General features: G+C 69.3%; 21 protein-coding genes and 1 pseudogene. 12 read left to right on the plus strand and 10 right to left on the minus strand.

All coding sequences use genetic code 11. The features are described from left to right. Positions 1–19: 19 nt before the first annotated feature. Positions 20–3,961, minus strand: coding sequence for an ATP-dependent RNA helicase HrpA (hrpA, locus tag C7H75_RS10930; protein WP_106851348.1), 3,942 nt, complete (start codon positions 3,959–3,961; stop codon positions 20–22). Between the two features lie 177 nt (positions 3,962–4,138). Between hrpA and C7H75_RS10935 the strand changes: the two genes are divergently transcribed. Continuing rightward, positions 4,139–5,332 carry an aminotransferase family protein gene (locus C7H75_RS10935; protein ID WP_050804487.1) on the plus strand — a complete coding sequence of 398 codons (1,194 nt, stop codon included), beginning with the start codon at positions 4,139–4,141 and terminating at the stop codon, positions 5,330–5,332. A 16-nt stretch (positions 5,333–5,348) separates the two neighbouring features. Here the strand turns inward: C7H75_RS10935 and C7H75_RS10940 are convergent, their stop codons facing one another. After that, a complete protein-coding gene (locus C7H75_RS10940; protein WP_005513683.1) occupies positions 5,349–6,347 on the minus strand; it encodes a LacI family DNA-binding transcriptional regulator in 999 nt (332 codons plus the stop codon). 184 nt (positions 6,348–6,531) lie between these two features. On the opposite strand from C7H75_RS10940, the gene C7H75_RS10945 reads away from it, so the two are divergent. The 4 genes and pseudogenes from C7H75_RS10945 (at position 6,532) to C7H75_RS26480 (ending at position 10,987) form a co-directional block, all read left to right on the plus strand. Continuing rightward, on the plus strand, positions 6,532–7,506 hold the full coding sequence (locus C7H75_RS10945) for a ribokinase (RefSeq protein ID WP_106851349.1): 975 nt from the start codon (positions 6,532–6,534) through the stop codon (positions 7,504–7,506). Then, positions 7,503–8,996 carry a sugar ABC transporter ATP-binding protein gene (locus C7H75_RS10950; protein WP_106851350.1) on the plus strand — a complete coding sequence of 498 codons (1,494 nt, stop codon included), beginning with the start codon at positions 7,503–7,505 and terminating at the stop codon, positions 8,994–8,996. The genes C7H75_RS10945 and C7H75_RS10950 overlap by 4 nt, the downstream gene beginning before the upstream one ends. Further along, a pseudogene (locus C7H75_RS26475) lies at positions 8,993–10,012 on the plus strand (ABC transporter permease); the annotation flags it as partial. The gene C7H75_RS10950 and the pseudogene C7H75_RS26475, both read left to right, overlap by 4 nt. 81 nt (positions 10,013–10,093) lie before the next feature. Beyond that, on the plus strand, positions 10,094–10,987 hold the full coding sequence (locus C7H75_RS26480; protein ID WP_372442261.1) for a substrate-binding domain-containing protein: 894 nt from the start codon (positions 10,094–10,096) through the stop codon (positions 10,985–10,987). 3 nt (positions 10,988–10,990) lie between these two features. Here C7H75_RS26480 and C7H75_RS10960 read toward each other — a convergent pair whose 3' ends face one another. Then, positions 10,991–11,242, minus strand: coding sequence for a hypothetical protein (locus C7H75_RS10960; RefSeq protein ID WP_005513679.1), 252 nt, complete (start codon positions 11,240–11,242; stop codon positions 10,991–10,993). A gap of 17 nt (positions 11,243–11,259) precedes the next feature. Between C7H75_RS10960 and C7H75_RS10965 the strand changes: the two genes are divergently transcribed. The 4 genes from C7H75_RS10965 to C7H75_RS10980 all read left to right on the plus strand — a co-directional run bounded on the left by C7H75_RS10965 (position 11,260) and on the right by C7H75_RS10980 (position 14,351). Beyond that, positions 11,260–11,964 (plus strand): hypothetical protein, encoded by a 705-nt coding sequence (locus C7H75_RS10965; protein ID WP_005513678.1) that lies wholly within the window; start codon positions 11,260–11,262, stop codon positions 11,962–11,964. 346 nt (positions 11,965–12,310) lie between these two features. Next, on the plus strand, positions 12,311–12,898 hold the full coding sequence (locus C7H75_RS10970; RefSeq protein ID WP_106851351.1) for a transglycosylase family protein: 588 nt from the start codon (positions 12,311–12,313) through the stop codon (positions 12,896–12,898). Between the two features lie 148 nt (positions 12,899–13,046). Next, positions 13,047–13,349 carry a hypothetical protein gene (locus C7H75_RS10975; RefSeq protein WP_005513673.1) on the plus strand — a complete coding sequence of 101 codons (303 nt, stop codon included), beginning with the start codon at positions 13,047–13,049 and terminating at the stop codon, positions 13,347–13,349. Positions 13,350–13,421: 72 nt separating this feature from the next. Continuing rightward, entirely contained in the window at positions 13,422–14,351 is a 930-nt protein-coding gene (locus tag C7H75_RS10980; RefSeq protein WP_005513671.1) for a hydrogen peroxide-inducible genes activator, read from the plus strand. A 15-nt stretch (positions 14,352–14,366) separates the two neighbouring features. On the opposite strand, the gene C7H75_RS10985 is transcribed toward C7H75_RS10980, so the two are convergent. Continuing rightward, positions 14,367–15,137, minus strand: coding sequence for a LysR substrate-binding domain-containing protein (locus tag C7H75_RS10985; RefSeq protein WP_106851352.1), 771 nt, complete (start codon positions 15,135–15,137; stop codon positions 14,367–14,369). Between the two features lie 73 nt (positions 15,138–15,210). Here C7H75_RS10985 and C7H75_RS10990 point away from each other — a divergent pair, with 73 nt between their 5' ends. Next, complete coding sequence (locus C7H75_RS10990; RefSeq protein ID WP_022595539.1) at positions 15,211–15,642, plus strand: DUF5997 family protein; 432 nt, start codon at positions 15,211–15,213, stop codon at positions 15,640–15,642. 39 nt (positions 15,643–15,681) lie between these two features. Here the strand turns inward: C7H75_RS10990 and C7H75_RS10995 are convergent, their stop codons facing one another. The 5 genes from C7H75_RS10995 to C7H75_RS11015 all read right to left on the minus strand — a co-directional run bounded on the left by C7H75_RS10995 (position 15,682) and on the right by C7H75_RS11015 (position 21,558). After that, entirely contained in the window at positions 15,682–15,981 is a 300-nt protein-coding gene (locus C7H75_RS10995; protein ID WP_005513666.1) for a DUF1540 domain-containing protein, read from the minus strand. Positions 15,982–16,068: 87 nt separating this feature from the next. After that, positions 16,069–16,719: an ABC-2 transporter permease gene (locus C7H75_RS11000; RefSeq protein WP_022595542.1), complete on the minus strand. Its 651-nt coding sequence runs from the start codon at positions 16,717–16,719 to the stop codon at positions 16,069–16,071. Positions 16,720–16,792: 73 nt separating this feature from the next. Beyond that, positions 16,793–19,312 (minus strand): DEAD/DEAH box helicase, encoded by a 2,520-nt coding sequence (locus C7H75_RS11005; protein WP_022595544.1) that lies wholly within the window; start codon positions 19,310–19,312, stop codon positions 16,793–16,795. A gap of 73 nt (positions 19,313–19,385) precedes the next feature. Continuing rightward, a complete protein-coding gene (locus C7H75_RS11010) occupies positions 19,386–20,423 on the minus strand; it encodes an alpha/beta fold hydrolase (protein ID WP_022595547.1) in 1,038 nt (345 codons plus the stop codon). A 181-nt stretch (positions 20,424–20,604) separates the two neighbouring features. Beyond that, a complete protein-coding gene (locus tag C7H75_RS11015) occupies positions 20,605–21,558 on the minus strand; it encodes a proteasome assembly chaperone family protein (RefSeq protein WP_005513659.1) in 954 nt (317 codons plus the stop codon). 212 nt (positions 21,559–21,770) lie between these two features. Here C7H75_RS11015 and C7H75_RS11020 point away from each other — a divergent pair, with 212 nt between their 5' ends. Further along, positions 21,771–22,466: a lipoprotein gene (locus tag C7H75_RS11020; protein ID WP_022595549.1), complete on the plus strand. Its 696-nt coding sequence runs from the start codon at positions 21,771–21,773 to the stop codon at positions 22,464–22,466. Positions 22,467–22,617: 151 nt separating this feature from the next. Then, positions 22,618–23,730 carry a DUF4192 domain-containing protein gene (locus C7H75_RS11025; protein WP_037084335.1) on the plus strand — a complete coding sequence of 371 codons (1,113 nt, stop codon included), beginning with the start codon at positions 22,618–22,620 and terminating at the stop codon, positions 23,728–23,730. Here the strand turns inward: C7H75_RS11025 and galE are convergent. Further along, the gene (gene galE / locus C7H75_RS11030) at positions 23,727–24,722 is read right to left on the minus strand and encodes a UDP-glucose 4-epimerase GalE (RefSeq protein ID WP_013415808.1); all 996 of its coding nucleotides are present in this window, start codon (positions 24,720–24,722) and stop codon (positions 23,727–23,729) included. The genes C7H75_RS11025 and galE overlap by 4 nt on opposite strands. Between the last annotated feature and the right edge of the window lie 5 nt (positions 24,723–24,727).

The raw sequence follows: 24,727 nt of genomic DNA on the forward strand, positions 1-24,727 counted from the left end.
CACCCGGGCCGGGCACCGATCAGCGCCGGATGGCGTCGATCGCTTTGAGGACCCGCTTCTCGGAGACCGGTATCGCAGTGCCCAGGGACTGGGCGAACAGGCTCACGCGCAGTTCCTCGATCTTCCAGAGGATCTCGTTGACGTCGTCGTCGCCGCGGCGTTCCTCGGGCAACGCCGACAGCATCCGGTCGTACGCCGCATAGACGCGGTCGAGCGCGTCCATCCCGACGCGGTCCCGCTGGGCGCTGCCCGGCAGGGACTCGAGGCGCAACGACGCTGCCGCGAGGTACCGCGGCAGCTCGCGCAGTCGCTTGGACCCCAACTCCGTGACGAACCCGGGGAACAGCAGCGATTCCCGTTGCTCGCGTACGTCGTCGGCCGCCTCCCCGGAACTGCGATCGAGGATCGTCGACAGTCGATGAGCCTCGGTGAGCGACGGGAGGAGCATTCGAAGTAGCCGCGCGACCCGGGTGGCCAACTGGGCGCGCACCTTGCCGCTGAGTTCCTCGAATGCGGCGGGGTCCTGAACAGGTCCGCCGTTCTCGGCGATCAGCTCGTCGACCGCGCAGGCGCGGCAGTCCTCGAGCAGTGCGTCGAAGCTGCCGTCCGGGTTCTGCCCGAGGGCGAGTCGGTCGATGTTGCTCATGCCACCCGTCACCGACTTGGCCTGCGTCGGAATCGCCTTCAGCAGCAACTCTCGGGTACCGGCCTGCATCGCCGCGCGCTGCGCGCTCGGCGTTGTGAGGACCCGTACCGCGACCCCGGACTCCTCGGCCACCAGCGCCGGATATCCGGTGACCTTCTGGCCACCGATCTCGCGGGTCACCGACGAGGGCAGGGTGCCCAGCGTCTGCGCCGTCCACACCAGCGCGGGCTTGCGTTCCGTCGTCGCGGTCGCCTTCGACACCTCCACCTCGACTCGGGGTGCCAGCGCGCGGCGCAGCGCGGTCAGGCTCTTGTCCCGCCCGAGGACCTTGCCCTCGTCGTCGACTGCCGCAAACGTCATCCGCAGATGCGGCGGCAGCGAAGCGACGTCGAAGTCGGTGGGTTCGATCCGGCAGTTCCCCAGGCGGGAGAGTTCCCGCGCCAGGGCGTGCACGAGGGACTCCGAGCGGGGCTTCACCGCGGCGAGTGCGGCCGCAGCGAAGTCCGGCGCCGGAACCACCTGTCGGCGAAGCTGTTTGGGCAGTGTCTTGATCAGCGCGGTGACGAGTTCGGTGCGCATACCCGGCACGAGCCAGTCGAAGCCCACCGGCCGCAGACCCGTGAGCAGGGCGACCGGAATCCGCGCCGTCACGCCGTCGTCGTCCTTGCCGGGCTCGAACTGGTAGGTCAGCGGGAACTGGATGTCGCCCTGACGCCAGGCGTCCGGGTAGTCACCGTCGAGGACTGCGGCGGAATCGGCGTTGACGACCGTGGACGTGGTGAAGTTGAGCAGATTCGGGTTCTCGCGGCGGGCCTTCTTCCACCACGTGTCGAAGTGCCTGGCGGACACGGCCTCCGCGCCGACCCGCTCGTCGTAGAACTCGAACAGCGTCTCGTCGTCGACGAGGATGTCACGGCGTCGGGCACGGTGTTCGAGTTCCTCGACGTCGTCGAGCAGCGCCCGGTTGGCGTGGAAGAACTTGTGCTGCGTCTGCCACTCGCCCTGCACCAGCGCGTGGCGGATGAACAGCTCGCGCGACACCTCAGGATCGATCGAGCTGTACGTGACCGGGCGCTCGGTGACGAGGGGGACGCCGTAGAGGGTGACCCGCTCGTAGGCCATCGCGCAGGCGCGTTTGGTGGACCAGTGCGGCTCCGAGTAGGTGCGCTTGACCAGGTGGGGGGCCAGCTTCTCCGCCCATTCGGGCTCGATCCGGGCGGCCATCCTGGCCCACAATCGTGACGTCTCGACGAGTTCGGCGGCCATCACCCAGCGTGGCGGCTTCTTGAACAGGCCAGATCCGGGGAAGATCGCGAACCGGCTGCCACGGGCGCCGAGGAAGTCACGCTTGTCGCCCTCACGCAGACCGATGTGCGAGAGCAGTCCCGCCAGCAGCGACTGGTGGATCGCCGTCTCCGACGCCTGCGAGGAGCCGGAACCGGATGTCTCCCAGCCGAGGCCGCGGGCGATCTGACGGAGCTGGCCGTGCAGGTCCTGCCATTCGCGGATACGCAACCAGTGCAGGAACTCGTTGCGACACATCTTGCGGAACTGGCCCCCGCTCAGCTCCTTCCGCTGCTCGCGCAGGTACTCCCACAGCTTCAGGTAGGCCAGGAAGTCGGAGTTCTCCACGTTGAAGCGCGCATGCTTCTCGTCGGCGGCCTGCTGGAACTCGGCGGGGCGTTCCCGGACGTCCTGGATCGACAGTGCCGAGACGATGACCAGCATCTCGTGCAGGCACCCGTTGCGGTGCGCCTCGACGAGCATCCGGGCCATCCGCGGATCGACCGGGAGCTGGGCGAGTTCGCGGCCGGTGGCGGTGAGCTGCGGGCCGGCCGGGACCGGTCCGTCACCCTTCGCGGGCTGCTTGCCGGCCGCGATCGCACCCAGTTCCTCGAGCAGTGCGATGCCGTCGCGGATCGCGCGCGGGTCGGGCTTCTCCACGAACGGGAACGCCTCGATGTCGCCGAGCCCGAGCGCGGTCATCTGCAGCACGACGGACGCGAGGTTGGTGCGCAGGATCTCCGGTTCGGTGAACTGGGGACGTGCCTCGAAGTCGTCCTCCGAGTACAACCGGATGCAAATGCCGTCCGCGACGCGGCCGCAGCGGCCGGCGCGCTGGCGGGCCGACGCCTGTGAGATCGGTTCGATGGGCAGGCGCTGCACCTTGGTCCGCACCGAGTAGCGCGAGATTCGCGCGGTGCCCGGGTCGACGACGTATCGGATGCCGGGCACGGTCAGCGACGTCTCGGCGACGTTGGTGGACAGCACCACCCGTCGCCCGCTGTGCGGGGTGAACACCTTGTGCTGTTCGGCCGCGGACAGCCGCGCGTACAGCGGCACGATCTCGGTGCCCCGCAGCTTGCGGTCGCGCAACGCGTCGGCGGTGTCGCGGATCTCGCGCTCACCGGAGAGGAACACGAGGATATCGCCGTCGCCCTCGGCCGACAGTTCCTGGACCGCTTCGCACACGGCGTCGACGGGATCGCGGTCGAAGGTCTGCTCGCCCACCTCGACGGTGAGTGGCCGATAGCGCATCTCCACCGGGAACGTCCGGCCCGACACCTCCACGATGGGTGCGGGCACACCGTCGACCGCGAAGTGTTCGGCGAATCGCTCGGGATCGATCGTCGCCGACGTGATGACGACCTTCAGGTCCGGGCGGCGGGGGAGGAGTTGCTTGAGGTAGCCGAGGATGAAATCGATGTTGAGGCTGCGCTCGTGCGCCTCGTCGATGATGAGCGTGTCGTAACGGCGGAGCATTCGGTCGCGCTGGATCTCGGCGAGCAGGATGCCGTCGGTCATCAGTTTGACCAGGGTGGAATCGGAGACCTGGTCGGTGAACCGGACGGTGTAGCCGACAGTGTCGCCCAGGTCACGGCCCACCTCCTCGGCGATCCGCTCGGCGACCGTGCGGGCCGCGAGTCGGCGTGGCTGGGTGTGCCCGATCATGCCCCGGATTCCGCGGCCGAGTTCGAGGCAGATCTTCGGGATCTGCGTGGTCTTGCCGGAGCCTGTCTCGCCGGCGACGATCACCACCTGGTGCGACGCGATGGCGGCGGCGATGTCGTCCCGGCGTTGGGTGACGGGCAGCGCCTCGGGATAGGTGATCGCCGGGACCTGGGCGCGTCGGCCCGCGATGCGCGTCTCGGCCGCGGTGATCTCCTCGTTCAGGGCGGCGAGGGCGGACGGGGACTTGGCGCGATCGAGGCGTCGGCGCAGCCGGTGCTCGTCGCGCAGCGTGAGCGCACCGAGACGCTTCTTCGCCTCACGGCGATCGGTCTGGATCTCGGCTGCAGAAGGTGATGTCGACATGCTCCGCACAGCCTATCGAAAGCGCGCAACGGTAATTCTCGCTGCAACCGGCCCGCCGTCGCGGCGACCGGGCGGTCCGGGCGGGAACCGTGGCATAGTCGCTGAGGAGCTGGGAAGTACGTCTCGGATGAGTGGAGCACTGTGGTGAGTGGAGCGCTGTGGCACGGGTTCGCCGACATGGGGGCGGTACAGCGCGACGGCGCTTTCGTCGTCTCCCGGGGTGAGGGCGCCTACATCTGGGACGATGCGGGCACCCGCTATCTCGACGCCACCGCGGGACTGTGGTTCACCAACGTCGGGCACGGCCGCACCGAGATCGCCGACGCCGTCGCCGCTCAGCTGTCGAAGGTGGCGCACTTCTCGAACTTCGGTGACTTCACCTCCGACACCACCGTCGCCCTCGCCGAGCGGCTCGGTGCGATCGCACCGGTGCCCGGATCGAAGGTGTTCTTCACGTCGGGTGGCTCGGACTCCGTCGACTCGGCCGCCAAGCTCGCCCGGCGGTACTGGAACGAGATGGGCCGTCCCGGGAAGAAGCTGATCGTCGGACGGCAGAAGGCCTACCACGGCATGCACGTGGCGGGAACTGCCCTCGCCGGAATCCCGGTCAATCGGGAGGGCTACGGCGAACTGATGCCCGACGCCCGGACCGTCGGCTGGGACGACGCGAAGAGCCTGCTCGAACTCATCGAGCGGGAGGGCGCGGACGCGATCGCGGCCTTCTTCTGCGAGCCGATCATCGGCGCCGGAGGCATCTACCTGCCGCCCGAGGGGTATCTCACCGAAGTCCGCGACATCTGCCGTGAGCACGACATCCTGTTCGTCGTCGACGAGGTCGTCACCGGCTTCGGGCGCATCGGCGGATCGTGGTTCGCGTCCACCCGGTTCGGTCTCGAACCGGACATGATCACCACCGCGAAGGGACTGACCTCCGGGTACGTCCCGATGGGTGCGGTGTTCGTCGCGCCGGCGGTGGCCGAACCCTTCTTCGGCGGTGGCGTGTGGTGGCGGCACGGTTACACGTACGGCGGCCACGCCGGCGCCGCCGCGGCCGCCATGGCGAACCTCGACATCGTCGAGCGGGAGAATCTGCTGGCGGAGTCGAAGCGGCTCGAGTCCTCGCTGCACGAGCATCTCGCCCCACTCGCCGACCACCCCCGGGTCGCGGAGGTACGCAGCGGGCTCGGGGCCGTCGCGGCGGTCCAGTTGGTCGATCCCGCAGAGGCGCTGCCGTTCGTGAAAACCCTCCGCGCGCACGGAGTCTCGGGCCGCGCGGCCGGTCAGGGCGCGATGCAGTTCTCGCCGTCGTTCGTCATGACCGACGAGCAGGTGGCCGAAATGGCTGCCGGCGTGCGCGCCGCCCTCGGCTGATCGAGGCCGGGCGAGGTCACGGCAGCGTCGAACCTCGGGCGACGAGCGTGGGGGTGATCGCGATGCGCTGTGGCGGCGGGTCGTCCGAGCGGGCGGCCGCGGCGTCGAGCAGTCTCACGGCCTGCGCGGCGATCTCGTCCTGCGGCTGGCGCACCGTGGTGAGCGACGGCCGCGACAGCGCCGCATACGGAGTGTCGTCGAAGCCGGTGACCTGGATGTCGTCGGGGACGGTGAGCCCGGCCGCGGCCAGTCCGTCGAGCACGCCGAGCGCGATCATGTCGTTCCCGCAGATCACGGCGTCGGGTCGGGGGCCGCGTGTGACGATGAGGCGGGCCGCCTCGCGTCCCCAGTCGGTGCTGAAGTCGCCGAGCAGGACGTCGGGATCGGTGAACCCGCGTCGGGAGATCGCCTGCCGGTAGCCGTCGAGTCGTTCCTGTGCGGACGAGTCGACGGGTTCGGCGCCCACGAACACCGGACGCGAGGCGCCGCGGTCGAGGACGTGGTCGACTGCCAGCCGGAGACCGAACTCGTTGTCGACCGTGACCGAGCTGCCGGCGTGGTCGTCGACCCGGAGGTCGACCTGCACGGTCGGTACCCGGGCCGCGGCGTCCGCGGTGGCGGTCCGGCTGGCCGCGCGGTCGCAGGGTACGAGGATCAGGGAGTCGACCCGGCGGTCGAGCAGTGCCTGGATCTGGCGGCGCTCGGTCTGCGGTTCGTAGCGGGAGTTGGCGAGCAGGAGGCTGCGGTCGTCGTCGCGAAGTTGGTGTTCGACCGCCTCGACGAGCGTCGCGAAATACGGGTTGCCGATGCTGGGTACCACCATGCCGACCGTGTAGGTGGTACGTCCGCGTAGCGCCGCTGCCAGGATGTTGGGCTGGTAGTCGAGCGCGGCTGCGGCGGCCAGTACGCGTTCGCGGTTCTCGGGGCGGACGCCGCGCTCGCTCGACAGCGCGCGTGAGGCCGTCGCGACCGACACTCCGGCTCGCGCGGCGACATCGCGAATGGTGGCACGCATGGAACCCCTCGGGATCGTGGAAACGTCACGGTAAACGATTACCGGATGTGGCGGCAATCCAGACCGGAACGTACGCATCGAGCGTCTTGACGCAATGCGCATCACTCCGTCATCGTGGGAGCCGTCACGGAAAACGATTTCAGTTCGTGATGCAGTAGCTCTATCCGACCGAGAGGCCGTCCCGATGTCCCAGACGCGACCGTCACAGCGCCCGCACGTGTCCGACCGTGCGTCACCGTCGGTGTCGCCGGAAGTCGTCGTCGTGGGGTCCGTCAACGTCGACACCGTCATCCGGGTCCCGCGGTTGCCTGCGCCCGGTGAAACGGTGTTGGGGATCGGCGCCGCCGAGCACGTCGGCGGGAAGGGTTCGAATCAGGCGGTGGCCGCCGCGCGCCTCGGTCGACGCGTGGGGCTCGTGGGCGCGGTCGGCGACGACGCCGACGGGCGCGCGGTGCGAGAAGCGTTGGGGGCCGAGGGCATCGACCTGGCGGGGCTCGGCGAACGATCGGGTGCCCGGACCGGCGCCGCCGTCGTCCAGGTGGACGACTCCGGCGAGAACTGCATCACGGTGCTCGCCGGCGCCAACGGTGATCTCGACGCCACCGCGGTGCGGACGGCCGCCGACGACCTGCGGCGGGCGCTGGTGACCGTGGTCCAACTCGAGATCCCCGACGCCGCCGTCGCGGAAGCGATCGCGCTCGCGGGTGGCACCGTCGTCCTCAACCCGTCGCCCGCGCGACCGGTCGCAGCCGACGTGCTCGGCCGTGTCGACGTCCTCATCGTCAACCGCTCGGAACTGGCGTTGCTCGCGGGGGAGGCCGAACCGGCGACGTCGGTGCAGGCCGCGCGGATGGCGGGCCGGCTCTCCGGACCAGCGGCCGTCGTGGTCACCCTCGGCTCCGACGGCGCGGTGCTGGTGCGGGGCGGCGCGGTCACCGAGGTACCGGCGGTTCCCGTCGAGCGGGTCGTCGATCCGACCGGGGCCGGTGACACGTTCACCGGTGCTCTCGCGGATGCGCTGGTGCGCGGCGAGGCGCTCGACGACGCTGTGCGCTGGGCGGTGGAGGCCGCCGCGATCGCCGTCACGGCGGCGGGGGCGCAGTCGGCGATGCCCACCCGCGAACAGGTTCTCGCGGCGCGAGCGGGGAGCCGGTCGTGAGCGGCGCGCGGCCGGGACGGCTGGAACTGGACGGTGTCTCCAAGCTGTACCCCGGTGTGCGAGCTCTCGATTCGGTGGACTTCGATGTGCGCGGCGGTGAGGTGCACGTCCTGCTCGGCGAGAACGGCGCCGGCAAGTCCACGCTGATCAAGATGATGGCCGGCGTGCATCAGCCCGACACCGGCGAGATCCGGGTGGACGGCGCCGCCGTGCGGTTGCGCGGGCCCGGCGACGCGGAGGCGCTGGGCATCTCGACGATCCATCAGGAGATGGCACTCGTGCCGCATCTGACGGTGGCCGAGAACATCTTCCTCGGCCGGCCTCCCCGCCGATTCGGCCTGGTCGACACCCGCGCGATGCGCCGCCACGCTCGGGAATTGCTCGATCGCACCGGACTCGACCTGGACGTGGACGCCACTGTCGGCGACCTCGGTGTGGCCCGACGTCAGATGGTCGAGATCGCGAAGGCCCTCAGCATCGACACCCGCTTCCTGATCATGGACGAGCCCACCGCGGTGCTGAGCCGAGGCGAGGTCACCGCGCTGTTCGACATCGTGCGCAGCCTCACCGACCGCGGCGTCGGCGTGGTGTTCATCTCGCACCTGCTCGGCGAGGTCGCCGAGATCGGGGACCGCGTCTCGGTGCTGCGCGACGGCGCGAAGGTGGGGGAGGTCCCTGCCGACACGGATGTCGACGAACTGGTGCGGCTCATGGTCGGCCGCTCGATCGAGCAGCAGTATCCGCCGCGCCGCAACGAGATCGGCGACGTCGTGCTCGAGGTGCGCGGTCTCGGCCGGGACGGGGAATTCGACGGCGTCGACCTCACCGTGCGCGCCGGAGAGGTCGTCGGCATCGGCGGCCTGGTCGGCGCCGGCCGCACCGAGGTGGTGCGGGCGATCTTCGGTGCCGACCGGTACGACCGCGGCGAGGTGCTCGTCGACGGCCGGCCGGTGCGCCGCGGTGACGTCGTCGCCGCACACGAGGCCGGTCTCGCGCTGGTGCCGGAGGACCGTGCGGGCCAGGGACTGGTACTCGGCGCGTCGGTGGAGGAGAACCTCGGACTCGCCACGCTCGGCGACCGCACCCGTCTCGGACTGGTCGACCTGAACGATCAGGCCGAGAAGGCGCGGACCGCCGTGCAGCGCATGGGAATCCGCGTGTACGGACCCGAACAGCCGGCAGTGACCCTGTCCGGCGGCAACCAGCAGAAGATCGTCATCGGCAAGTGGCTGATGGCCAAGCCGCGGGTGTTGATTCTCGACGAACCCACCCGCGGCATCGATGTCGGTGCCCGCGCGGAGATCTACGAACTGATCGCCGAACTGACCGCCGACGGCACCGCCGTGGTGGTCGTGTCGAGCGATCTACCCGAACTGCTCGGGCTCAGCGACCGTGTGCTCGTGATGGCGGACGGTCGAGTCCGCGGCGAGTTGGACGGTACCCAGGCAACCCAGGAGAGCGTCATGGCTCTCGCGGTCACGGAAGGATGAGGGCGGTGCTCGAGAACAACACCGATCCCGCACGCGCGGGAACGTCGGCGGCGGGCGAGCCGCCCCCATCCTCCCGGGGAGCGCTGTGGCGGTGGGTGACGTCAGTGCGCGGCACGGGTGGCCCGCTCGCGGCCCTCGTCGCCCTGGTGGTGCTGCTGGCGCTGCTGTCGGGGGACTTCCTCACCACGAACAACCTCCTCAATGTCGGCGTGCAGGCGTCGGTGACGGCGGTGCTCGCCTTCGGTATGACGTTCGTGATCGTCAGCGGTGGCATCGACCTGTCGGTGGGTTCGATCGCGGGCCTGTCGGGCATCGTCACCGGCTGGACCGCGACGACCGCAGGCGTGCCGATGTGGCTGGCGGTGCTCGCGGGTATGGCCTCGGGCGTCCTGGCGGGGGTGGTTTCGGGCATCCTCATCACGGCCGGGCGGATGCCCCCCTTCATCGCGACACTCGCGATGCTGTCCGTCGCACGTGGTCTCGCGTTGGTGATCGCCGACGGACGGCCGATCCCCGTGGACGGCTGGCTGGCCACCCTCGGCAGCGGTGAGTTGTTCGGCTTCCTGCCCTATCCCGTGCTGGTGTTGATCGCCGCCGCGATCGCCACCGGCCTGATCCTGCGCCGCACCTACGCAGGTCGCGCGATGTATGCGATCGGCGGCAACGCCGAGGCCGCGCGCTTGTCCGGGATCCGGGTGAACCGGCAGCAGGTGCTGGTCTACGCGCTGTCGGGGCTGTTCGCGGCGGTCGCCGGCATTCTGCTCGCGGCCCGGCTGGCGTCGGCGCAGCCCGAGGCGGGCACCGGCTACGAACTCGACGCGATCGCGGCCGTGGTGATCGGCGGCGCGAGCCTGTCCGGTGGCGTCGGCACCGCTGTCGGCACCCTGATCGGCGCGCTGATCCTGGCGATCCTGCGCAACGGACTCAACCTGCTCGACGTCTCCGCATTCTGGCAGCAGGTCGTGATCGGTGCCGTCATCGCCGCGGCGGTCCTGTTCGACACGCTGCGACGGCGCCGCCGCACCGGCGGCAAGGGCGGCGGACCGCTGAAGAGTCCGGCGGTGCGCAAGGCCGGTGCCGCGGTGCTGGTGCTCGTCGTGATCGCGGCGGGGTGGGCGATCGTCGACCGCCAGCGCAGTGGCGGCGCGTCCGGCACCCGGATCGCGCTGTCGTTGTCGACGCTGAACAACCCGTTCTTCGTCGACGTCCGCGAGGGTGCACAGGAGGAGGCGGACCGACTCGGCGTGAAACTGACCGTCACCGACGCCGGTTCCGATCCGTCCCGGCAGGCCAACGACATCCAGAACGCGATCGCCCGCGGTGTCGATGCGATCGTCGTGAATCCCGTCGACTCCGATGCTGTCGTGCCGTCCGTCCAGGCCGCCAATGCGGCCGGCATCCCTGTGATTGCGCTCGATCGCGCGCCGAGCGGTGGCCTCGTCGTCACGACGGTGGCCTCCGACAACGTCGAGGGTGGACGACTGGCCGCCAGGCAGTTGGCCGAGTTGGTCGGCACCGGCCCCGTCGCGGTGCTCGAGGGCAAGCCGGGCACGTCCGCGGCGCGCGACCGGCAGACCGGATTCGACGAGGAGATCGCGCGGCATCCGGGCATCACGGTGGTCGCGTCGCAGCCCGCCGACTTCGACCGCACCAAGGCGCTCGACGTGATGTCGAACGTGCTGCAGTCGAACCCGGACATCCGCGGGGTGTTCGCCGCCAACGACGAGATGGCGCTCGGCGCGGTCAAGGCGCTCGGCCCCCGCGCCGGCGGTCAGATCAAGATCGTCGGTTTCGACGGCACGCCGGACGGATTGGCCGCAGTCGAGGCGGGCACCGTGAACGCCGATGTGGCCCAGCAGCCGACGGTGCTCGGCGTCGATGCCATACGACTGTCCGTCGAGGCGACAGGCGACTCGGTGGTCGCGGACACGAGTGAGACCGGCGCGGTGCACAGCGTGCCGGTGCGGGTGGTCACAGCCACCGACAACTGACGATCAGCGCCGCTTCGACAGGCGCGAGAGACGTTGCCGGACAGTGGGTCTGACGGGAGTCAGATCCACCGTCCGGCGACTGTCCGTGTCTGCGGCAGCGCGGGCGAACCGAGTGTGCAGCCGGTCTCGCACCTCGTCGGGGGTGTAGGCGCGGCGCTGTCGTTCGGCGCGCATCGCGAGCGCTCCCGTCGCGGCGACACCCACCGCGCCCGCCAGCCCGAGTGCCTTCCACAGATGCCTGCCGTCGATGCGCATCGCTCTAGGCTAGGCGGATGATTCGGCAGACGCACTCATCGGAGATCACCCTCGACGAGGCGGTCGAGGTCACTCGCACGGGAGACATCTGGATCTTCCGGGGGCAGTCCGGTGCCGACCGGGCGATCCAGACACTCACCAACAGTCCTGTCAATCATGTCGGCATGTCCGTCGTGCTCGACGATCTGCCGCCCCTCATGTGGCACGCCGAACTGGGGCGGTCCCTGCCGGACATGTGGACCGGCAAGTTCCAGCGCGGCGTCCAGCTGCACGATCTGCGCGCGGCGGTGCAGGTGTGGGGCGCGCGCTACGGCCAGCGCGGATGGCTGCGCCAGCTGGCGAAGCCGGTGACCGGTGAGCAGGAGGACGCGTTGCTGCGCACCATCGCGCGCCTCGACGGCACTCCGTTCCCGTCCTCCGTGCGTCTCGCGTCGCGCTGGTTCGGTGGCCGGATGCCGTCCCTGCGGCGACGGGCGAGCAGCCCGCACAGCGCGGGCCTTGAGAGCGCCTACTGCGCCGAGGTGGTCGCGTCGACGTACGCGGCGATGGGCTTGCTGACCGAGGACCGGCGCACCAACTGGTACGACCCCGGGCGGTTCTGGAGTGGCGACCGGCTGCCGCTGGCTCCGGGCGTCGAGTTGGGTGCGGAGATCGCGGTTCTGCTCGATGCGGAGGATCTCGCCGCAGGGCAGGGGGCGCGTTCGGGCGCCGTTGACCAGTGACCTGGATCTCCTGATCCGCGTGGCGATCATCACATAACGACTGGATTACGACCGGTCTGTCGACTTGCCGACACGCCGAACGCAACTGCGGCAACGGGCCGTGTAGGGGCCTGTTTCCGGACGCGCGTACCGGAATTGTGGGCCGTGACCTTTCCGTGACGGTGGCCTACGGTCGTTATCGGTTCGAGACCAACGGACCACGCCGGATCGCCGCTGCACGAACCTGTCCCCGCGATCCGGACACCCGATTCTTCGAGGGGGCAGCGGTGAAACGGACACGAGTCCGCCCGACAACGTCGGTGCGCGAACGCCGTCTCGCCGGCAGGAGCGGAGAGGATCTACCCGAATGACCAGCTTCACCATCAAGCGCGCCATGGGCGCAGTCGTTGCCACCGGCGCTGTCGTCGCGATCCCGTTGGCGCTCGGAACCGGCACCGCGTCTGCGGCGGGCAGCCATGACTGGTCCGGCGTCGCCGAGTGTGAGTCGTCCGGCAACTGGTCGGCCAACACCGGCAACGGCTACTACGGCGGCCTGCAGTTCTCGCAGAGCACCTGGGAGGCCTACGGCGGCACCGGCAGCGCCAGCAACGCGAGCCAGGCCGAGCAGATCCGCGTCGCCGAGAACGTCCTCGACGGCCAGGGTGTCGGGGCGTGGCCGGTGTGTGGCCAGTACCTCACGGGCGGCAGCACCGCGACCGGCTCGGTCGAGTCGATCGCACAGGAGGCTCCGGCCCAGGTGACCGCGCCGGCTCCCGTCCAGCAGCAGGTCGCCGAGTGGGCCCAGACGGTTCCCGCCGGTGTCGGCAACTACGTCGTCCAGCTGGGCGACACGCTGTCCCAGATCGCGCAGAACCACGGCGTCTCGCTCGCGAACCTCGTCGCGCAGGTCCAGGACCCGGACCTCATCTTCCCCGGACAGACCCTGTCCATCTGATCGGCCCCCGCGCCGCACGAACTCACAGCCCCGCCGGTATCCCCCTCCCGGCGGGGCTGTGTCGCATCCGAAGCCGCGACGCCGTAACGATCGGTCGGTCCTCGGCGACGGTAGGGGCACCGATGCTGTCAACCGCCAAGGAGTTCTCGTGACGCGATCTCTTCGTACTGTTCGACGCACGGCCGCGGTGCTGGGCGTGGTGGCGGCACCGCTGGCCTTCGCCGCCTCGTTCGGGGTCGCGTCCGCAGAGGCGACGCCGTGGCGGATCGGACCCCTGTATCGCGCAGAGACGTCCGGCGAGAGCGCCGAGTACGTGTGCAACAAGGCGCTCGCGATGGAGAAGTCCTCGCGGGCGGTCGTCCTCGAACCCTGCACCTACGATGCCGCTCAGGACGTCTGGTACCGAGTGGTCTTCGCTCCCGGCGCCCTCGGCTTCGGAAGCAGTAGCTGATCCGGCGCCCGGCGTCTCGGCAGGGGTGCGTCTCGAGAGGGTAAGGCGATAGGTCCTACTACACTGATAGGCATGGCTGATGGGACCTATCAACCGACACTGTCGCAGCTGCGTGCTTTCGTCGCGGTGGCCGAGTATCGCCACTTCGGTACCGCCGCCGCGCGGTTGAGCGTGAGTCAGCCGACGCTGTCCCAGTCGCTGGCCTCGCTCGAGAACGGTCTGGGCGTGCAGTTGATCGAACGGAGCACCCGGCGGGTCCTGGTCACCTCGGCCGGTGAGCAGTTGCTGGCGCAGGCAAAGCTGATCCTCGATGCCGCGGACGGGTTCGTCGCGGCGGCCGCCGGTGTGGGCGACAGTCTCGTCGGGCCGTTGCGTATCGGTCTGATCCCGACCGTCGCGCCGTATGTGCTCCCGGCGCTGCTGCCCGCGGTCCGCCGCGAGATGCCGGCCCTCGTGCCCCAGGTCGTGGAGGACCAGACCGCAAGGCTGCTCGAATCCCTGCGTGCCGGCGCCATCGATGTCGCCGTCCTCGCCCTGCCATCGGAGGCGCCCGGGCTGATCGAGATTCCGCTCTACCGCGAGGACTTCGTGGTCGTCCTTCCACGGGATCACGTCTTCGCGGGCCGCGACGACCTGCCTCTCCAGGTATTGGACGAATTGCCGCTCCTGCTGCTGGACGAGGGCCACTGCCTGCGCGACCAGACGTTGGATCTGTGCCGTTCGGTCGACGCCCACCCCCTGTCCGGGGACACCCGCGCTACCTCGCTGGCAACCGTCGTGCAGTGCGTCGCTGGGGGATTGGGCGTGACCCTCGTCCCGGACTCCGCGGTGCCGGTCGAGACGCGCCGCGGCGATCTGGGCACCGCGCGCTTCGCCGCACCCGCGCCGGGGCGGACGGTGGGACTCGTGTTCCGGGCCTCGAGCGGTCGAGCCGAGGGTTACCGGCAACTGGCGGGGCTGTTGCGGGCCGCGGCGCCGGCCGGCGTCACCGTGGCCGCCTGAGACGGCCGAGGCGTTTCAGCGCCGCTTGCGTCCGCCGGGCTTGGCCTTGCTGCCGGGCTTGCCGCGACGCGAGTCCTGGGCGCGCGCCTTGCCCGACGTGGCCGGCTGTTGCTTCGCTGCGCGCGGTTGAGCCGATCGCGGCGCCTTGGACTTGGTCTTCGGAGTCTCGTGCGGATTGCGTCCACGCGAGCTGTTGGCCGTGCGTCCGCGCACGATGCCGATGAACTCCTCGACCAAGTCGGTCGTGCGATCCTCCACCCACGACAACGCGACCTGCGAGGCGGGACCGTGCGCGATCGGGCGGTAGGTCAGATCCTTGCGATGGTGTAGTCGGGCGAGCGACATCGGCACCGTCACGACGCCGACGCCGGCGGCGACCAGTTCGATCGCGTCACCCGTGGTGGCGGGGCGATCCTGTGCGGGGCGTCCCGGCAGCGCGTCCCACGTCAACGGGGTGTCGAGGGGATCGAGCACGAGTTCCTCGGCGAGGTCGGTGAGGTCGACCTCCTCCGCGGCCGTGAACACGTGGTCCTTGGGGACCACCACGACCGGCACCTCTTCGTAGAGGGCGATGACGCTCAGCCCGTCCCGGTCGATCGGTAGTCGTAGCAGGGCCGCGTCGGCGCGATCTTCGCGCAGGGCTGCCGTGGCGTCGGCAGCATCGACCGCCACCAGTTCGAGCGGGGTATCGGTCACGCGTTCTCCCCAGATCCGAACCCATTTCGCGGGGACGACACCGGGGACGTACGCGAGCCGGAACGGTCGGGATGCAGTCGCCTCGGTCACCGGGCAAGGCTACCCGGCCGATCTCGGGAGCCACCCGTGCAGCCGCGTCATGCGTGGTCGATACCCTTGACACATGACGTCGCAGAAGACCCCCCAGACGATGAAGCCCGCGACCGCGGCGAAGAAGCTGGGTGTGTACCTCCAGGCCACCCCCGCAGAGTTCCAGGACGGTGTGGTGACCCGCGACGAACTCAACGCGTGGCAGGCCGACGCGCCGGAGTGGCTCGTGACCCTGCGCAAGGAGGGTCCCCACCCCAAGGATGTCGTCGCCGCCAAGCTGGGTGTCTCCATCGCCGGGCTCGCTCGCGGCGGTGTCGACGGAGCGCTCACCACCGCGCAGATCGAAGCGCTGCTCGCCGAACAGCCCGACTGGCTCGTCGCCGAGCGCGCCAATCTGGTGGCAGTCCGCAAGGAGGAGAAGCGCATTCGCGAGCAGCAGGCCGCCAAGCGTGAACAGTCCAACCGTCGTCCGCGTAACGCCGGGCCGTTCAAGCCGTCCGAGTGACGAGGTGGCCCGGCCGGTAGACGCTGCGCTCCGGCCGGGTCAGCGCGGACTGTAGGTGAGGCACCGCGCCGCGTGGTCGCCGGAGCCGCCGCCCACCCGGATCTCGCTGGCGGCGCACTCGAGGTCTCGGTTGTGCTTGCAGTCGGCGCGTTGGCACGCCCCGACCATGCTCGTCACGGTGTCCAATCCACCCTTGGTGGACAGCGGAATGAAGGTCTCACAGTCGGCGCTGCCGTTGCTGCCCGCGACGTTGATCGCGAAGGCGTGGCAGCCGTCGTGGTTGTAGGAGCAGTCGGTCACCGAACAGTCGGTGACGTGGGGCATCTCCATTGTGGTCATGTGGCCCTCCGGACATCTCGACGGTTGTCCTCGTGCCACCTCACGGTAGCCGCGCCATGACGGCCTGACCAGCAAGGATGGGCTGCCCTAAGCGGTCTGGTGGCGCTCGGGCGCCCGCTGCCACTGCGCGCGCAGCGAACGCTCCCGGCCGAGGAACCGCAGCTGCGCCACCACGCCCGCGACGGCGAGCAGGAGGTAGAAGGCGTACCACCACCAATCGTCGTCGATGGTGCGGGTGATCGATGCATGACCGAAGTCGGCGGCGTCGAGCACGCCGGTGAGAAGCATCGCTCCTCCGACGATCGCGACGGCGCCACCGAGTGCGCTGACGATCACCAGCAGCATCGCCGGCAGATCCACCGCCAGGGCGAGTACCGCCAGAGCGATGCCGATCAGGACGCCGACGAGCACGATCACCCAGTTCCACGTCACTCCCAGCGCCACCGTCGCGCCCGCGCCGAGTGCGAATCCGGCCGACGCCATCGCGAGGACCACGGCCACCGCGTAGTAGAGGTACGCGAGAACCGCGAACAGGATCGCGACCAGGACGCCGACGACCCACCCCAGCGCGGTCGACAGGTAGCTGTCACCACCGATCGCGGCCACCAGAGCCGCACCGAGACCGAAGCCGGCGAAGGCGCCCCAGAACGCGATGACGATGCGCATCGCGGGAAGCCCGCGGAAGCAGAAGACGGCTCCGGCCAATACTGCGAGGATGCCCAGCACGACGTCGGTCATGCCGTGACCGTAGCCCGACGCGGTCCGTTTTCGTTGAAGCCGGCGGGCAACACGCGGGGGCGCGGGGGGCGAATCAGCCCTCGGACACCTCGAATTCGTCGAAGACGACCTCGCCGGCCGCGTCGGACTCCGCCAGGTTGACCTCTCCGAGCAGCGCCCACCCGTGGTCGCCGTTCGGGTCCTCGAGGACCTGTCGGACCCGCCACAGCGTCGGCTCGACGGTGACCTGGAACAACAGCGGGCCGCGCGCGGACGGGCCGGTCCCGATCTCGTCGTACTCGTCGAAGTACAACTCGAGCAGATCTGCCCAGTCGTCGGCGTCGAGGCCGTCACCGAGTGCAGCGAGCTCGTCCCAGCGCTGCCGGGACGCCAACTCGACACGGCGGAACATCGCGTTGCGCACCATCACCTTGAACGCACGGGCGTTCGCCGTGATCGGCCGCGGGATGTCCGCGCCGAACGCCACCTGTTGATCGTCGGACTCGGCGCCGGGGTTGGTGAGCTGTTCCCACTCGTCGAGCAGACTCGAATCGACCTGGCGGATGAGCTCACCGAGCCACTCGGTGAGATCCTCGAGCTCCTCGGTTCGGGCCTCCGCCGGAACCGTCTGCCGCAGAGCCCGATACGCGTCGGCGAGGTAACGCAGCACGAGGCCTTCGGAACGTGCGAGGCCGTAGTGGCTGACGAGTTCGGCGAACGTCATCGACCGCTCGACCATGTCGCGAACCACGGACTTGGGGGAGAGGGCGAACTCGTTCATCCACGGATGCCCGGCGCGGTAGGTTTCGAACGCCGGGAAGAGGATGTCGGCCAACGGCTTCGGCCACGTGATCTCCTCGAGGAGTTCCATCCGCTCCTCGTACTCGATACCGTCCGCCTTCATCTCGGCCACAGCCTCGCCGCGCGCCGCATGCTGCTGCGCCATGAGGATCTGTCGAGGGTCGTCGAGGGTGGACTCGATCACCGACACGACGTCGAGTGCGTAGCCGGGCGATTCGGGATCGAGCAGCTCGAGCGAGGCGAGTGCGAACGGCGACAGCGGCTGGTTGAGCGCGAAGTCGCGCTGCAGGTCCACCGTCAGCCGGGCCATGCGCCCGTACTCGTCCGGCTCGTCGAGCTGCTGCACGATTCCCGCCTGCAGCAGGCCGCGGTACAGGCGGATCGCCTTGAGAATGTGCCTGCGCTGCGCGGGCCGCGGCTCGTGGTTGTCCTCGAGCAGGTGACGCATCGCCTGGAAGCAGTTGCCCGGGCGGGCGATCACGTTGAGCAGCATCGAATTGCTCACCGAGAACCTGGAGACCAGCGGCTCGGGGGAGGCTGCGACCAGCTTGTCGAACGTGCCCTCACCCCACGAGACGAAACCCTCGGGCGCCTTCTTGCGCTGGACCTTCCGGCGCTTCTTCGGATCGTCGCCAGCCTTGGCGAGCGCCCGCACGTTCTCGATCTCGTGCTCGGGCGCCTGCACGACGACAGTGCCCATCGTGTCGTAGCCGGCCCGTCCCGCGCGTCCGGCGATCTGGTGGAACTCGCGGGCCCGCAGCTGGCGGGTGCGGGTGCCGTCGAACTTCGTCAGGCCCGTCAGCAGGACTGTACGGATCGGGACGTTGATGCCGACGCCGAGTGTGTCGGTGCCGCAGATGACCTTGAGCAGGCCGTCCTGTGCGAGGCGTTCGATGAGCCGGCGGTACTTGGGCAGCATGCCGGCGTGGTGGACCCCGATACCGTGACGGACCAAGCGCGACAGGGTCTTTCCGAAGCCCGTGGTGAACCGGAAGGCGCCGATGGCCTCGGCGATCGCGTCCTTTTCGGCACGGCTGCACAGATTGACGCTGGTCAGCGCCTGCGCGCGTTCGAGTGCCGCGGCCTGGGTGAAGTGCACGACGTACACCGGGGCCTGGTGGGTGGTGACGAGTTCCTCGATCTCCTCGCCGATCGGGGTCTGCGAGTACGAGAAATGCAGCGGCACCGGACGTTCGGAGCCGGACACCTCGGTCGTCGGACGTCCGGTCCGGCGGGTGAGGTCCTCCCGCAGGTGCGTGACGTCGCCGAGCGTCGCCGACATCAGCAGGAACTGGGCCTGCGGCAACTCGATCAGCGGCACCTGCCAGGCCCAGCCTCGGTCCGGCTCGGAATAGAAGTGGAACTCGTCCATCACGACCTGGCCGATGTCGGAGCCGGCACCCTCGCGCAACGCGAGATTCGCGACGATCTCGGCGGTGGCGCAGATGATCGGCGCCGACGAGTTCACCGACGCGTCACCGGTCATCATCCCGACCTTGTCGGCACCGAACACCTCGCACAACGCGAAGAACTTCTCGCTCACCAGCGCCTTGATGGGTGCGGTGTAGAACGTGCGACGACCTTCGGCGAGCGCGAAGAAGTGGGCGCCGAGTGCCACCATGGACTTGCCCGAACCCGTCGGCGTCGCCAGGATCACGTTCGCCCCGGAGACCAGCTCCATGAGCGCTTCCTCCTGCGCCGGGTACAGCTGCAGGCCACGATCGTTCGTCCACGAGGTGAACGCGTCGAACAGGGCGTCGGGATCGACGTCGGAAGGATCGACGGTGGCGGGAAGCAGATCGGTTAGCAGCACCGTTACAGGCTAGAGCCTCGTAGGGACACCCGGGCGAGGCGGGCAATCCGGGCCCGCGGGCGGCGTGCGGCGATCAGGTGGCGCTGCGCTCGTCGGACCCCATCGCGTCGAGCACTGCCATCCGCGTCTCGGGGGCGCCGGTGATCGTGGACTCGCCCACTCCGTTCGTCAGCAGAGCGCGCCACCGGTCCTCGTCGAACTCGAGCGCCGACGTCGATTCCAGGAAGCCCTCGAGGACGTCGAGGAAGCGAATCGGGTCGTCCCGGAACGGGAAGTGACCGGAATCCTCGAACACGTCCAGCCGCGAACCCGGCATCGCGGAATGCGCGAGACGCGCGTGACTGACCGGGATGACCGAGTCCCGCGCACCCCAGATGAGCTGGACGGGCAGGTTCTCCGTCAGATAACAGCGGTCGAGCATCGTGACGACCTGTCCCCGCCAGTCGACGACCGATCGCAGGGTCCGCAGGTAGGCCTCGTAGGCCGTCGGGTCCGGGAGCGCGCTCAACACCCGGACCAGGTCCGGCGTGTCGTGCAGCATCGTGCCCGGGCGGAGCGGCGAGCCGTGGATGTGGGAGACCACGTCGCCGACAGCGCGGACCGCCGTCATCGCGCCCGGTAGGCGGATCAGCTTCAGTGCCTCGTTCACCACGGGCATCGTGATGAGCCGGAGCAGCGGATGGACGTCCTTGGTCACACCGCCCGCCGATACCAGCACCAGACGGTCGACCATGTGCGGAAACTGGTATGCGAACTGCATCGCGACGCCGCCGCCGAGTGAATGGCCGACGACCGTCACCTTGTCGACGTCCAGCACCGAGAGCAGATCCCGCATACCGTTCGCGTAGGCCGCGACCGAATAGTCCGCGCGCGGCTTGTCCGAGCGCCCGTGTCCGAGCAGGTCCGGGGCGATGACCGTGTACTTCTCGGCCAGGTGCGGAATGATCTCGCTCCACGTCGACGAGTTGTCGCCGATCCCGTGGATCAGGAGCAGCGCGGGACCCTCACCGGCGATGCGGAAAGCGCGCCGGTAGCCGTGGATGGTCCGGAAGACCATCCGGGGCTCGGTGTCCGGCACCGGGCGGAGCATCCGCGTTCGAGAGTCGCTCATATCGCCTCCTGAAGCCCCCACCCGACAGGCGGGCGACGCTCAGATAATCGATCGTCCGAGTATATCCGTGCACCGAGAGCGTAGGTGGCGCAGTTGTCACAAGTGTGACTTCGGATAACGTAAAGGTTTCGTTATCGACGATACCTGGACGAACGACCGAACGGCTCGGCAACGAGGTTCCTCAGCGGTCCTCGTCGGTGTCCCGGTCGCCCTCCCCGTCCATCCGGGCCTGCTCTGCCAGGAACCGCTCGAACTCGGCGCCCAGTTCGTCTCCGCTCGGCAGATCCTCGTCGCCGGCCAGCAGCGTCGACTGCTGCTCCTGCGCCGCGACGTAGGAGTCGTACTGGTTCTCGAGCGCCTTCACCACCGACTGCACCTCTTCGTTCGAGGTGATGTGCTCGTCGATCTGCTCGCGCACCCGCGCGGCGGCCTCACCGAGGGCGACCAGGGGCAGCTCCAGATCGGCGATCTCCATGACGTTCTCGAGCAGCGTCTCGGCGGCGGCCGGGTACTCCGTCTGCGCGAGGTAGTGCGGCACGTGTACCGAGAAGCCCACCGATTCGTGTCCGTGCTGGCTCATACGGAGCTCGAGGAGGGACGACGCACTGCCCGGCACCTGGAGTTCGCCGGACCAGCGGTGGTGGTCCTCGATCAATTCCTTGTTCGTCGAGTGCGCCGTCACGCTCAGCGGCCGCGTGTGGGGGATGGCCATCGGAATCGCGTTGATGCCGACGGTCCGGCGGACGCCCAACTGTTCCGCGAGCAGCCGGACCGCGGTGGTGAACCGCTCCCACCGCAGGTCGGGTTCCATGCCCGCGAGGAGCAGGAAGGGGGTGCCGGCGGTGTCGCGCAGCGCATACAGGTTCAGTTGCGGAGCGTCGAAGTCCGAGAAATGGTCGGCCTTGAACGTCATGGTGGGGCGTCGCGACCGGTAGTCGATCAGCTCGTCCACCGCGAACGAGGCGACCAGTTCGGTCTCGAGGCTCTCGCGCAGGTGCTTGGTGGCCAGCTTCACCGCGTGTCCGGCGTCGGAGAAGCCCTCGAGGCCGTGGATCAGCACAGGCCCCTGGCCGTCGGCCGAGGACAGATGCGGTGCCGGGAATTCCAGCTCGTACATCTTCGACTGCTCGTCCATGACGGCTCCTTTTCCTTCGAACGTCTTCTTCCAGTGTCCCTCACGGGGTCCCGTCGTCCGAAACGGGAGCCGGAGAGGCGCGTGGCCGGGGTCGGTACCCCGCCGTCAGAGGACCAACACCGCAGGCTGTCGAATCATTCCGTCCGGTCCTGCCGTGTGACAGGGTGTGGCGGACGGGCAGAACGCGAGCGGATCGTGCAGGAGGACGCCACATGACGGAGCGCAGGCACTGCGCACTCGTGTCGGCCGCGCTCGCGTCGGCCGCCGTGGTGCTCGTCGCGGGTTGCGGGTCGGTGGTGTCCGGCACCGCGAGGCCTGCCGAGAAAGGGGTGGCATCGCGGCCGCTCGGAGAGTTGCTGCTCGAGCCGGCGGCGTTCCCGCCCGCGTACCCCGCCGTCGTTCTTCCCACACAGGCCGTTTCGCAGGCGGCGCCCGACCTCACCGGGATCGCGCCCGGCGCCAGGGTCGACCCGCCCGGGTGCAAACCGCCGCCGCAGGACTACACCGCGAACGGAACCGCGATCGCGGTCGGTACGGATTCGGTGAGCCGCTCCACCGTCACGATCGAACTGGTCCGGGTGTCGACTCCGCTTTCGGAACTCGAAGCGCAACTCGTCCAATGTCCCGATGTCACCGCCACTGCGAACGGCGTCGACGTGCAGGTGCGTACCGCGATCACCCGTCCACCCCGGGTCGAGGTGGACCACACGCTCGCACTGCACCGGACGGTCGAATCCGGAGGGCCCGGTGGGGCGGTGACGCAGTCGATGCTCACCTTGATGGCTCAGATCGACGACGTGCGGATCCAGGCCACCTTCATGTCGTTCGACACGGCGCCGGACGGGAGCGACGCCGACGTCCTGGACGAACTCTTCACCGCCGCCGTGCAGAAGGTCCGAGCCGGGTGAGATCGCGGCTTTAACACCCCGGCCCGACAGACAGGACGCGTCCGGCTGCCGTAACCGAGGGTTGTGCACAGCCCTCGACCTCATCCACAGGGCAGGGATCGTCCCAGTTCGCCGAGATCACGTCGTCGGGGACACCCAGCATCGTCGTGGCATGACGACATCGACCTCGGCACACGGCTCACCCTGTCCACGCGACCCGCGTACGTCCCACGCCGTGCGCATCTCCGAGCCCGGCGACCTCGTGAGCGCGGTTCCCGCCCTGCTCGGCTTCCACCCGCACCGTTCGCTCGTCGCGATCTGTCTGACCGGTACCTCGGTCGGCGCCGTGATGCGGCACGATCTGCGGCCGCGCGAGCCCGCGCTGATGCGCACGGTCCTCGGACAGTTCACCGCGGTGGCCGTCCGGGAAGGTGCGGACCGCGTCCTGGTCGTCATGGTCGACGACCGATTGCCGGACCGGCCCGAATCGTGCGATCTCGCGCCGTACGGGCAGATCGTGGATGCGTTCGACGAGCTGCTCGGCGAGCAGGGAATCTCGATCGCCGCGACGCATCTCGTCGGCCGGATCGAGGCGGGCGCCCCGTGGACGAACCTCACCGGCAGCGTGCGGGGAGCACTCCCGGACCCGACGGCGTCGAGGGTCGCCGTGGCGCAGGTCCTCGGCGGCCGCGCAATTCGAGCCTCCCGGGACGAACTCGAGGCGGTTCTGATCCCCGACTCGCTCGGCGAGCAGCAGGATGTCGCCGACCACATCGACGCTGCGCGTGAGCGGATCACGCGCGGCGACGGGATGGCGCGGAGCGCTACCGATCCGGTCAGCTTCGACCGGCGTTGCGTCGAACTGGTGCTCGCCAGGATCGCGCAGACCGCCTCGGGCGACGAGCTGACACCCGAGGAATGCGCGGAACTGGCTCTCGTGCTGGAGAATTCGCGGGCCCGTGATGCGTTGCTCGCGCTGTCCGCCGGCAGCGACGCAGATGCCGCCGAGCAGCTGTGGATCGTCCTGGCTCGCGCACTGCCCGAGCCGGAACGGGCCGAACCGCTCGCGCTCCTCGGATTCAGCGCGTACCTGCGGGGTGACGGACCGATGGCAGGGGTCGCCCTGTGTGCGGCACTCGCGGCCGACCCCTGCCACCGTCTGGCCAATCTTCTCGACGATGCTCTGCAGCGCGGAGTGCGCCCCTGCGTCCTGCGCGAGCTCGCCGACGTCGGGCGCGGCATCGCGGCGGAACTCGGGGTGCGTCTGCCCCCGCCGGCGGACTAGCGACGGGCGGCGTGCGACCGATCACCCAAGGCCTGGAGGTACGTCCAGGCGTCGGAGACGATCTCGTCGAGGTCGGTGTGTGCCGGGCGCCAACCGAGTTCGTCCACGGCACGGTCGCTCGACGCGATCAGCACGGCAGGGTCACCCGCGCGTCGGGGGGCGTCCTCGGCGGCGATGGGCAGGCCGGTCACCCGCTCGCAGGCCGAAATGACTTCGCGGACAGTGAATCCGGCGCCGCTACCGAGGTTGTAGATGCGGTGGTGTCCGGGGACCGACGACTCGAGGGCCAGCAGGTGGGCGTCGGCCAGGTCGAGGACGTGGATGTAGTCGCGCACCGCGGTGCCGTCCTTGGTGGGCCAGTCGGTGCCGAAGACGGAGATCTTCTCGCGTTGACCCAACGCGACCTGGAGCACGAGGGGAATGAGATGTGTTTCCACGACTCGGTTCTCACCCGCGCCCTTGTAGGCTCCGGCGACGTTGAAGTAGCGCAGGCTGGTGGCGGCGAGCGAGTGCGCGTTCGCGTACGACGTGATCGCGTGGTCGATCGCGAGCTTCGTGGCGCCGTACGGGTTGGTGGGACGGGTCGGTGCGTCCTCGGTGATGGGTGTGCGTTCCGGCTCGCCGTAGGTGGCCGCGGTGGACGAGAACACCAGGCGGGGTGTGCCCGACAGCCGCATGGCCTCGAGCAGCGCGAGCGTCGTCACGACGTTGCCCTGCCAGTACTGCTCCGGACGCTCGACGGACTCGCCGACCAGCGACTGTGCGGCGAAATGCAACACACCGTCGAAACGGGGTGTGCTGTTGCCGGATCCGAGCACGGATCCGGCAACAGCGGCGATGTCACCCTCGATGAACTCGGCACCTGCCGGCACGGCGTCGGCGTTTCCGGTCGAGAGGTCGTCGACGACGACCACCTCGTGGCCACGCTCGAGCAGCACGGTGGTGCACACGCTGCCGACGTATCCTGCGCCGCCGGTAACCAGAAGTCTCACAGTTC

The sequence above is a fragment of the Rhodococcus (subgen. Prescottella) equi genome (genome assembly GCF_003013675.1).
Taxonomy (GTDB): Bacteria; Actinomycetota; Actinomycetes; order Mycobacteriales; family Mycobacteriaceae; genus Prescottella; species Prescottella equi.

What these genes read in the sequence shown, in the direction of transcription:
- hrpA (WP_106851348.1), bottom strand. Translation starts at nt 3,961, where the DNA reads ATGTCGACATCACCTTCTGCAGCCGAGATCCAGACCGATCGCCGTGAG.
- C7H75_RS10935 (WP_050804487.1), top strand. Translation starts at nt 4,139, where the DNA reads ATGGGGGCGGTACAGCGCGACGGCGCTTTCGTCGTCTCCCGGGGTGAG.
- C7H75_RS10940 (WP_005513683.1), bottom strand. Translation starts at nt 6,347, where the DNA reads ATGCGTGCCACCATTCGCGATGTCGCCGCGCGAGCCGGAGTGTCGGTC.
- C7H75_RS10945 (WP_106851349.1), top strand. Translation starts at nt 6,532, where the DNA reads ATGTCCCAGACGCGACCGTCACAGCGCCCGCACGTGTCCGACCGTGCG.
- C7H75_RS10960 (WP_005513679.1), bottom strand. Translation starts at nt 11,242, where the DNA reads ATGCGCATCGACGGCAGGCATCTGTGGAAGGCACTCGGGCTGGCGGGC.
- C7H75_RS10965 (WP_005513678.1), top strand. Translation starts at nt 11,260, where the DNA reads ATGATTCGGCAGACGCACTCATCGGAGATCACCCTCGACGAGGCGGTC.
- C7H75_RS10970 (WP_106851351.1), top strand. Translation starts at nt 12,311, where the DNA reads ATGACCAGCTTCACCATCAAGCGCGCCATGGGCGCAGTCGTTGCCACC.
- C7H75_RS10980 (WP_005513671.1), top strand. Translation starts at nt 13,422, where the DNA reads ATGGCTGATGGGACCTATCAACCGACACTGTCGCAGCTGCGTGCTTTC.
- C7H75_RS10990 (WP_022595539.1), top strand. Translation starts at nt 15,211, where the DNA reads ATGACGTCGCAGAAGACCCCCCAGACGATGAAGCCCGCGACCGCGGCG.
- C7H75_RS10995 (WP_005513666.1), bottom strand. Translation starts at nt 15,981, where the DNA reads ATGACCACAATGGAGATGCCCCACGTCACCGACTGTTCGGTGACCGAC.
- C7H75_RS11000 (WP_022595542.1), bottom strand. Translation starts at nt 16,719, where the DNA reads ATGACCGACGTCGTGCTGGGCATCCTCGCAGTATTGGCCGGAGCCGTC.
- C7H75_RS11010 (WP_022595547.1), bottom strand. Translation starts at nt 20,423, where the DNA reads ATGAGCGACTCTCGAACGCGGATGCTCCGCCCGGTGCCGGACACCGAG.
- C7H75_RS11015 (WP_005513659.1), bottom strand. Translation starts at nt 21,558, where the DNA reads ATGGACGAGCAGTCGAAGATGTACGAGCTGGAATTCCCGGCACCGCAT.
- C7H75_RS11020 (WP_022595549.1), top strand. Translation starts at nt 21,771, where the DNA reads ATGACGGAGCGCAGGCACTGCGCACTCGTGTCGGCCGCGCTCGCGTCG.
- C7H75_RS11025 (WP_037084335.1), top strand. Translation starts at nt 22,618, where the DNA reads ATGACGACATCGACCTCGGCACACGGCTCACCCTGTCCACGCGACCCG.